Raw genomic sequence first — 9,156 nt, 5'->3', positions numbered from 1 at the left:
GGTGTTGTGCGTGCTCTGATAGGGAACGGAGTTCCAGCCCTTGCCGAGCCTGGCGACGACCGACTGCTTGCCGCCGAGCTGGTCGGCGATCTCCTTCATCCGGCCGCTGATCCAGTTCGACATGCGGATGTCGTTGTCCGGGAAGTCGAAGGTCATGCGCAGCAGCGGGCGCCCGAACCGGTCCTTATAGGTCGGGTCGAGATCGAGATAATTGCCGCGCGCGGCGTAGGAGGAGCCCTGCGAGGAGAAGGTCAGCGTGTTGTTGTAGTATTGCTTGGTGGCCTTCTTCCACTCCGAGCCCCAGCGCGGCGTGCCGGGCGGGACCGGGCGATACTGGATCGGCCGGCCATTGGTGGGAATGCAGTTGATGCCGGCGCCGCCGACGAAGTCGAGCGCGCCATGGTCGAAGGCATCGCCATTATAGTCGTCCACCGTCTGGCCGAGCGCGCCCGCCGCGATGAACGGGTTCATGTGCTTGCCTTCGAAGAAGACCTGCGTGCCGGCATTGGTCTGGTAGCAGTAGTTCCGGCCGACCACGCCCTCGCCGGTCGCCGGATCATAGGGCTTGCCGATCCCCGACAGCAGCATCAGCCGGACATTGAACAGCCCATAGGCGTTGAGCAGCACCATATCGGCCGGCTGCTCGAAGATCTCGCCATTGACGTCGATATAGGTGACGCCCGTCGCGCTCTTGCCGTCCGGGGCGAGGTTGATCTTCAGCACCTCGCATTCGGTGCGCGCCTCGAAATTCGACTTGCGCATCAGCACCGGCAGCACGGTCGTATGCGCGCTCGACTTTGAATAATTGGCGCAGCCGAAGCGCTCGCAATGGCCGCAGAAGGTGCATTGGCCCATCGCGATGCCGAGCGGATTGACATAGGCACCTGAAAGATTGGCGGAAGGCGTGGGGAAGGGGTGCAGCCCCTTCGCCCGCGCGGCCTCCGCGAACAGCGTCGGCGCATAGGTCATCTGCATCGGCGGCAGCGGATAGTCGCGCTTGCGCGGCCCCTCGAAGGGGTTGCCGCCCTCCTGGATCGTGCCGTTGAGATTGCCCGCCTTGCCCGAGATCCCGCAGAGATATTCGAAGCGGTCGAACGCGCTCTCCAGCTCGTCATAGCTCACGCCCCAGTCCTGGATCTGGAGATCGGCGATGCGCTCGGCGCCGTAGCGCTCGGTCAGATGCGACTTCAGCCGGAAATCGCTGGGGAAGAAGCGCCAGGTATGGCCGTTCCAGTGGGTGCCGGCGCCGCCGACGCCCGTGCCGGGCAGGAACGAGCCGTAATCGCGCATGGGCAGCGCCGTCTGCGAGACGTTGTTGCGCATCGTCATCGCTTCCTGCGCCGGCTGCAGGAACAGGTCCTTGCGCACGGCGTAGCGCAGTTCGTCGGGGGCATAGGCGACGTTGAAGTCGGTAGCGGTGTCGCGCCACGGCCCGCGCTCGATCGCGACGACGTCGAGCCCGGCATCGGTCAGCTCATGGCCGAGGATCGCGCCGGTCCAGCCTAGCCCGATGATCACGGCGTCCTTGCGGGGGAGTTTTCTCACCATGTCTCGCGCTCCGCCTACCGGCTTCCGGTCTTCCAATCCGGCCGCCCGCCGATCGAGAGCGGCGGCAGCGGAAAGGGCTTGTTATGGGCCGAGACATAGTCGCGGTAATCGTAGCGGGTGCCGGGAAAGCCGATGAAGCGCCAGCCGGCCATCTCCTTGTTGCCGCCATAGATCGGGTCGGCGAAGAAGCCTTCCATCGTGTTCTGCAGCACGAGGTTGAAGAAGCCGGCGGCGGCCTTGAAGTCAGCCTTACCGGCCTCGAACTCCTTCAGCACCTCGTCCTGCTCGGCGGCGGCGAGTTCGAAGAAGGCCTTGCCGCCACGCTTGTCGCGGCTGTGCTTGTTCAGTGCCGCCAGACCCTCGCGGTAGCGGGCGGTTGGCGCGGCGCTGCCCTGATAGCCCTGGGTCGGTAACCCCGGAAGAAACGGGCCCTGCGTATAGAGGCGGTCCGAGGTGCCGTAGCTGCCCGCGAGCTGCCGGTCGATGAAGCTCGCGCAGCCCGCTTCCTTGCCGCCGATGCTGAGATCGTCCGACGGAATGATCCGGTCGACGATCGCCTCGACCGTGCGCGCTTCCTCGGGGGTGAAGACATACCAGCGCCCGCCGGGGAGCGGATCGGGCGGGAGCGCCGCGAAGGGCTTCCAGGGCAGGGTGCCGGAATGATCCGCCGCCCGGGCCGGCAGCGCCGCTGCCAGCAGCAGCATCCCGGTCGAGGACAGGAACTGGCGGCGGCTCGCGGAGGGCTGGGGCATAACGGACGTCTCGTCGCTGCGACGGAAGGCCGCGTCGCTCGTGGCGCCAAGCTTCTCCTTGGAAGCATGACAATCAATTGCCCTGCCGGCTCCTTCGCCATGCGTCTGCGACATGGAACAAAATGGCGCCGGCTGTTGCTGCGCGGCAGAAGCGGGCCCCGGACCGTCGCGACGCCTTTCCTGCTTGTCCTGCCGCCCATGATGTGCGAGCGCGGGCCCACCCTAACCCGCTCCCGGCGAGCCTTTCCGTGACGATGCTCAACTCCCCGGAGACGCCCGCGACGCCGGCCGAGACGCCCCAGCGAGGCCTGCGCGCCTTCCTGCGGTCGAGGGAGATCGGCATCGTCGTGCTGGCCTGCCTCGTCGGCGTCATGGCCGGCCTTGTCGTCGTGGCGATGTCGGGCGCCACGCAATGGCTGCATGAGGTGATCTTCGCCATCGGCCGCGGCGAGCATCTCTCTGTCTCGCAGGGCATCGAACCCTGGCGCGCCGTGGCCGGGCCAGTGCTCGGCGGTCTCGTGATCGGCGTCTCGACCTGGTTCTTCTTTCGCCGCCGCAGCGCACCGATCGACCCGATCGAGGCCAACGCCCTGCATGGCGGGCGCATGTCGATGCGCGATTCCATCGTGCTCGCGCTCCAGACGATCGGCTCCAGCGGCTCGGGCGCTTCGGTCGGGCTCGAAGCGGGCTACACGCAGGCGGCATCCGGCTTCGCCTCCCATCTCGGCCGGCGCCTGCGGCTGCGCCGCGCCGATATGCGCCTGATCGTCGGCTGCGCCGCGGGCGGGGCGATCGGCGCCGCCTTCAATGCGCCGCTGACCGGCGCCTTCTATGCCTTCGAGCTGATCCTCGGCAGCTATTCCATCGCGGTCTTCGTGCCGGTCATGGCCGCGACCTTCATGGCGACGGTCACCCATGACCTGATCTCGCCGGCCCTGCTGGCGATGGAGGTCCCGCCCATCGGCGCGATCACCATCGCGGATCTGCCGCTCGTCGTGCTGCTCGGCGCCGCCTGCGGCCTCGTCGGCATCGTGGTGATGCGTGGGGCCGCCTTCATCGAGGCGGGCTTCCGCCGCTCGCGCATCCCGAACTATCTGCGGCCCGCCTTCGGCGGGCTGGTGGTCGGCGGTCTCGCCCTCTGGAACCCTTATGTGTTCTCGGCCGGCCATGGCGCGATCAATTTCTTTCTCGGCGCCCCCATCGGGCTCGGGCTGCTGGCGCTCGTGCTGGTCGCCAAGGCTGTGGCCTCCTCGGTCTCGATCGGTGCCGGCTTTCGCGGCGGCCTGTTCTTCGCCTCGCTGCTGCTGGGCGTGCTCGCCGGCCGGCTCTTCGCCGGACTGCTGGCCCTGGCCTTTCCCGATGTCGCCGCTCACCAGACCCTGTTCGCTCTGGTCGGCATGAGCGCGCTGGCCGTCTCCGTCGTCGGCGGGCCGATGACGATGGCGCTGCTGGCGCTGGAGATGACCGGCGATCTCAAGCTGACGCTCGCGGTGATGGGCGCGGCCGGGGCCGCCTCGCTGGTCACGCGCCGGCTCTTCGGCTTCTCCTTCGCCACCTGGCGCTTCCATCTGCGCGGCGAGAGCATTCGCGGCGCCTATGATGTCGGCTGGATTCGGGATCTCACGGCCGGCAGCATGATGCGGCTCGAAGTGCCGAAGATCGATGCCGATGCCTCGATCGCCGAGGCGCGGCTGAAATACCCGCCGGGCTCGACCAACTACCTCGTCGCCGTCGGCAAGGACGACGCCTATGCCGGCATGGTGCCCCCCGGCGCGCTTTACGATCCCGAACTCGCATTGGACGGCGAAGCCGATAGGCCCGCGCCCGTCACTATCCGCGATCTGCTGCACAACCCCGACCGGATGCTGCTCGCCGGCATGTCGGTGCGCGACACGCTGAAGGCCTTCGACGAGGCCGAGAGCGAGGCGCTGCCGGTGGTCGCCGACCGCGACAGCCGCCGCCTCGTCGGCATCCTCAGCGAGGCCCATGCGATCAAGCGCTACAGCGAGGAGGTCAGCCGCCGCAACCGCGAGCTGACGGGGGAGTAGAACGTTCAGCCTTCGCCCAGCGGCGCCGTCACCACCACCCGCCAATCCGCGATCGCGACCTCCTGCCCCGACGTCACCACGCAGAGGCGGTCGAAGCGGATGCTCCGCCCGGTCAGCCGCTCGCCGATCTCGCGCGCCGCCTGCGCCTTCGCCGCCGCTTCCACCGGCCCGTAGAGCAGCGAGACATGCGGCATGAAGCCTTCGAGTCCCTGCGGATCGAGCGCCTGCTTCAACCGGATGAGCGGCGTCGCCACCGGAAAACGCGCATAGAAGGAGCGGAAATAGGCCTCGCTGGTCTCGACCGCATTCACAGCCTCCGCGAAGGCGGAAACCTCCTGTGCCGCCGTCTCGATCGCATGGGCCAGCGCGTCTGCCGTCATCTCGCTGTCTCCGAGAACGGTCAGGTGAGGCGCGAAGATCGGCGTGCCGAAGCGCCCTGAAAGCTCCTTGACGATCCCGGTCAGGAGGACCTCGTCGGAGGCCGTCGGCAGGAGCCAGATCGAATGGATTCTCGCTGTCATCGGAGTTTCACAAATCCCTTGCAGATAGGCCCATGCCGATGCAATGTTTGTATCAAATAGATCGGCGATGGAAGAAATATTCCAATTGACCGACACTCAGAGGAACGCGGGAGTAGGCGCCTTGCAGCCGGTGACGCAAGCCAGAACGGACAGTGGCGCGGCCATCTCTGTGCGCGGTCTCCAGGTGTCCTACAGTGGCAACCGCGTGCTGCACGGGGTCGATCTCGACTTCGCGCCTGGCAGCTTCACGGCGCTGCTCGGGTCCTCCGGCTGCGGCAAGACGACCTTGCTGCGCGCGCTTTCCGGCTTCGTTCCCGTCGAGAGCGGTTCGATCATGGTGGGCGGGGGCGATGTCGCCGGCCTGCCGCCGGAAAAGCGCGGCATGGCGATGGTCTTCCAGTCCTATGCGCTCTGGCCGCATATGACCGTGCTGCAGAACATCGGCTACGGCCTCAAGCTGCGCGGCAAGTCGAAGGCCGAGATCGCCGCCAAGGTCGGCGAGATGCTCGGCTTCCTCGGGCTTGCTGGCTTCGAGGACCGCAAGGTCACGGCGCTCTCCGGCGGCCAGCGCCAGCGCGTGGCGCTCGGCCGGGCGCTCGCCATCGACCCCGGCATCCTGCTGCTCGACGAGCCGCTTTCCAATCTCGACGCCAAGATCCGCATGGTGATGCGTCACGAGATCCGCGCCATCCAGCAGCGGCTCGGCCTCACCGCCGTCCATGTCACCCATGACCGGGAGGAGGCCATGACCATGGCCGACCGCCTCGTCATCATGCAGGCCGGCCGCGTCGCGCAGGTCGGTACGCCGGAGGAGGTCTATGACCGACCGGCCAGCGCCTTCGTCGCCAATTTCATGGGGGCGGAGAATGTGCTGCCGCTGACGGTGTCGCCCGGCGAGGGCCAGGTGTCCGTGGCCGCCGGCGAAGCCCGTGCCATTCTCGCGGGGCCCGCTGCTGCAGCGCTGCCGACCGGCGAGACGCTCGGCTTTTTCCGCGACGACGTCGCCCGGCTCGGCGCGCTCGATGCGCCCGCCGTGGGCGGCGATCTCGTCGTGCCCGGCACCATCGCCGCGCGCGCCTATCCGGGCGGGGTCTACCGCTACAAGGTCGAGGCCGCCGGCCGCCAGATCACGGTCGACGATGCCGACCGTCACGAACTCGGAACCCAGATCGGCCTGCGCATTCCGCTGCAGCGCCTCCACATCTTCCCGGCATCCGAGGCCGGGATCGCCGCCTGACAGGAAACGGACACGATGCGCATCCTTACGCTTGCCTGCTCGCTCGCCGCGCTGATCGCGGCCTCCCCACTCTCGGCGCAGACGCTCAACGTCGCCTCCGCCGGCGACCAGAACATGGTCGACTATGTGAAGGACTATCTCGGCCCGATGTTCGAGAAGTCCCATCCGGGCGTGAAGGTCGTCTCGGTCGGCACCGGCCCGGGCGATTCCGGTTCCCAGAAGATCCTGGAGAAGCTCGACGCCCAGAAGGGCGCGGCGACCACCGATTTCGACGTCGTTGTCATCCACCAGAAGGCTGCAGGCCAGATGGTCAAGGACGGTTTGCTGGCGAAATACACCGACAAGGTCGACACCGCGAAGCTCGTCTCCAGCGCGACGGCCAAGAATTCGCTCGGCGCCGACGTCTCCGGCTACGTCATGCCGATGTTCCAGTCGCAGACGGCGCTGGCCTACAACGCCGACATGCTGAAGACCCCGCCGAACAACTTCGCCGAACTTGCGGAATGGGTGAAGAAGAACCCCAAGCAGTTCGGCTATAACGGCATCAAGGGCGGCATGTCCGGCGTCGCCTTCGTCGCCGGCTGGGTCTATGCCTTCGGCGGCGACGCCGACAAGCTCATTCAGGGCCCCTATGACGCCGCCGAGAAGGCGAAATGGGACAAGGCCTTCGCCGAGCTTAAGGAGTTCAACAAGAACGCCGTCATCACCCCCGGCAATGCCGGCACGCTCGACATGCTCAACCGGGGCGAGATCGCCATGGGCCCGGTCTGGGTCGACATGTTCTATTCCTGGCAGGCCGACGGCAAGCTGCCGCCGAACATGAAGCTGAAGCTCGCCGCCCCCGGCATGCCCGGCCAGCCGATGTATTACGCCGTACCGGAGAAGGCCGCGCAGAAGAAGCTGGCGGAGGAGTTCATCGCCCTTGCCACCTCGCCTCAGGTGCAGGCGGACGGCATCGTCAAGAGGTTCAACTGGTATCCTGGCATCGATGCCAAGAACCTCGAAGGCAAGCTCGACAAGGCCGCCTGGGACAAGCTCTTCACCGACATCACCCCGAGCGACCTGTCCAAGAACGCCAAGCCCTTCCCGATCGCGCCCTACTTCAACGACATCCTCGAGGGCTACGAGAAGAAGGTCGCGAACTGAGACCATCGTTCACCCGGGATGATGCAGGCAGACGCGGCGTCATCCCGGGCGGGCGAAGCGAAGACCCGGGATCCAGGCCTGAGCCGTTCCGGCATGGATCCCGGATCGGCGCGGCTTTCGCCGCTTGTCCGGGATGACACCCGCGAGTTCTGAAGAAGTGCGAGTGGAATGCCCCTCTCCCAACGCAACCTCGCTCTGCTGCTGATCGCGCCCGGCCTCGCGCTGGTGGCGGCGCTGTTTCTCTATCCGCTGAGCTTCTCGCTGATCTCGGCCTTCACCGGGCCTGATGGCGGCTTTTCGCTGGGTTCGTTCCGCAAGGCCTGGGAGCTCTATTCCGGCGACGTCCTCTTCACGGTCGTCATCGTGCTCGCATCCTGTTTCTTCACAGGCCTTGCCGCCATCGTCATCGCCGGCACGCTGACGCTCGGCGAGAACCGCTACATCGTCGGCACGCTGAAGGCGCTCTATCGCTGGCCGCTCTTCATCCCCTTCATCGTCGCGGCGCAGTGCATGCGCACCTTCCTCGCCAAGAACGGGCTGATGAACAACTCCTTCGTCTCGCTGGGGCTGATGGAGCCGCTGCAGGCGGTGAGCTTCCTCGACTGGCGCGGCATCATCGCCACCTTCGTCTGGAAGCAGACGCCCTTCGTCGCGCTGCTTCTGGCGGGCGCGCTCGCCTCGATCGACCGGGCGACGCTGGAGGCCGGCCGCAATCTCGGCGCCTCGCGCGTGCGGGTGCTGTTCGAGCTGGCTCTGCCGCAGGTGATGCCGCAGCTTCTCGTAGCGCTCGTCCTTTCCTTCGTGACGATGCTCTCGGTGCTCTCCGTCCCGATGATGGTTTCGGGCTCGCAGCCGACCATGCTGACCGTCGACATGGCCTTCCGTATCAACGCCTACGGCGATTACTCGACCGCCAATGCGCTCGGCGTCATCACCTATCTGCTCTCGGCAGGCGCCGCGATCATCTATCTCAAGCGCGGCATGTCGCAGGAGAACAAGCCATGAGCGGCGCCGCGATGATGCGCCTCGCCTCCTCGCTGAAGACGGCATTCGCGGCGGTCCTGCTCGCCGCCTTCGCCTTCGTGCTGATCGGCCCGCTGGCCAATCTCGCCCTCTGGTCCGTGGCCGAGCGCTGGTACACGCCTTACAAGCTGCCGGTCGTCTACGGCACGCGCTACTGGGAGCAGGTCTTCCGCCCGACCGGGGACGCGATGGCCTCGCTCGGCACCTCCGTCTGGATCGCGGTGCTGACTGTCGTCGTCGCGCTCGCGCTCTCGATCCCGGCCGGCTATGCGCTGGCGCGTCTGAAGCTGCCGGCGCGGGCCCTGTTCATGGTGCTCTTCCTGCTGCCGCAGGCTTTTCCCTCGGTCGCGATCTACATCAATGTCGCGCGCGTGTTCTACCAGCTCGGCATCAACGGCACGGTCTTCGCAGTGGTGTTGGTACATGCCGCGCATGGGCTGGTCTATTCGGTGTGGATTGCGGCGGCGGCCTTCGGCGCGGTCGACCGGGATCTGGAGCTGGCGGCGCGCAATATGGGGGCTTCGCCGCTCAGGGCCTTCTTCTCGGTGACGCTGCCGCTCGCCGCCCCCGGCATCATCGCCAGCGGCATCTTCGTCTTCCTCGAATCGCTCGACGAGTTCACCGGCACCTTCTTCGTGGGCGTCCCGCAGGTCACGACGCTGCCGCTGCTCCTCTACAATGCGGCGATGGGCGGCAACTATCAGGTCGCCTCGATCACGGCGCTCATCCTGCTCGTGCCCTCGGTGCTGTTCATGCTCTTCATCGAGCGCTTCCTGCGCGCCGATGTGCTCGCCAAGGTCGGCGCCTGATCAGGCGGCCGGCTTTGTGAGATCGAGCGCCACGCGGCGCACGGAGCTGTCCTCCGGATCGACCGAGACGGC

8 protein-coding genes are annotated in these 9,156 nt (G+C 66.8%); 5 read left to right on the top strand and 3 right to left on the bottom strand.

The genetic code is table 11. From position 1 onward, the window contains the following. The coding region (locus ACOJTB_RS13820; protein WP_420103105.1) for a GMC family oxidoreductase at positions 1-1,548 on the bottom strand (1,548 nt) is incomplete at its 3' end. Between the two features lie 14 nt (positions 1,549-1,562). Further along, positions 1,563-2,300 (bottom strand): gluconate 2-dehydrogenase subunit 3 family protein, encoded by a 738-nt coding sequence (locus ACOJTB_RS13815; protein WP_420103104.1) that lies wholly within the window; start codon positions 2,298-2,300, stop codon positions 1,563-1,565. Positions 2,301-2,554: 254 nt separating this feature from the next. Between ACOJTB_RS13815 and ACOJTB_RS13810 the strand changes: the two genes are divergently transcribed. Next, positions 2,555-4,348 (top strand): chloride channel protein, encoded by a 1,794-nt coding sequence (locus ACOJTB_RS13810; RefSeq protein WP_420103107.1) that lies wholly within the window; start codon positions 2,555-2,557, stop codon positions 4,346-4,348. Positions 4,349-4,353: 5 nt separating this feature from the next. On the opposite strand, the gene ACOJTB_RS13805 is transcribed toward ACOJTB_RS13810, so the two are convergent. Continuing rightward, the gene (locus ACOJTB_RS13805; protein ID WP_420103103.1) at positions 4,354-4,869 is read right to left on the bottom strand and encodes a 2'-5' RNA ligase family protein; all 516 of its coding nucleotides are present in this window, start codon (positions 4,867-4,869) and stop codon (positions 4,354-4,356) included. An 85-nt stretch (positions 4,870-4,954) separates the two neighbouring features. Here ACOJTB_RS13805 and ACOJTB_RS13800 point away from each other — a divergent pair, with 85 nt between their 5' ends. The 4 genes from ACOJTB_RS13800 to ACOJTB_RS13785 all read left to right on the top strand — a co-directional run bounded on the left by ACOJTB_RS13800 (position 4,955) and on the right by ACOJTB_RS13785 (position 9,084). Next, the gene (locus ACOJTB_RS13800) at positions 4,955-6,106 is read left to right on the top strand and encodes an ABC transporter ATP-binding protein (protein WP_420103102.1); all 1,152 of its coding nucleotides are present in this window, start codon (positions 4,955-4,957) and stop codon (positions 6,104-6,106) included. A 15-nt stretch (positions 6,107-6,121) separates the two neighbouring features. Next, positions 6,122-7,252, top strand: a complete 1,131-nt coding sequence (locus ACOJTB_RS13795; protein ID WP_420103101.1) for an ABC transporter substrate-binding protein — start codon at positions 6,122-6,124, stop codon at positions 7,250-7,252. 168 nt (positions 7,253-7,420) lie between these two features. After that, positions 7,421-8,257, top strand: coding sequence for an ABC transporter permease (locus tag ACOJTB_RS13790; RefSeq protein ID WP_420103100.1), 837 nt, complete (start codon positions 7,421-7,423; stop codon positions 8,255-8,257). A gap of 14 nt (positions 8,258-8,271) precedes the next feature. Continuing rightward, positions 8,272-9,084, top strand: coding sequence for an ABC transporter permease (locus ACOJTB_RS13785; RefSeq protein ID WP_420103106.1), 813 nt, complete (start codon positions 8,272-8,274; stop codon positions 9,082-9,084). Positions 9,085-9,156 lie beyond the last annotated feature (72 nt).

The organism is Allobosea sp. (assembly GCF_048595345.1).
Lineage (GTDB): Bacteria > Pseudomonadota > Alphaproteobacteria > Rhizobiales > Beijerinckiaceae > Allobosea.
Note: the sequence above shows the minus strand (reverse complement) of the source record. Positions and strands in the feature narration are given on the sequence as shown.

Bases quoted from the DNA above. Each gene is read 5' to 3' on its own strand.
- ACOJTB_RS13810 (WP_420103107.1), top strand. From the start codon at position 2,555: ATGCTCAACTCCCCGGAGACGCCCGCGACGCCGGCCGAGACGCCCCAG.
- ACOJTB_RS13785 (WP_420103106.1), top strand. From the start codon at position 8,272: ATGCGCCTCGCCTCCTCGCTGAAGACGGCATTCGCGGCGGTCCTGCTC.
- ACOJTB_RS13795 (WP_420103101.1), top strand. From the start codon at position 6,122: ATGCGCATCCTTACGCTTGCCTGCTCGCTCGCCGCGCTGATCGCGGCC.
- ACOJTB_RS13815 (WP_420103104.1), bottom strand. From the start codon at position 2,300: ATGCCCCAGCCCTCCGCGAGCCGCCGCCAGTTCCTGTCCTCGACCGGG.
- ACOJTB_RS13805 (WP_420103103.1), bottom strand. From the start codon at position 4,869: ATGACAGCGAGAATCCATTCGATCTGGCTCCTGCCGACGGCCTCCGAC.
- ACOJTB_RS13790 (WP_420103100.1), top strand. From the start codon at position 7,421: ATGCCCCTCTCCCAACGCAACCTCGCTCTGCTGCTGATCGCGCCCGGC.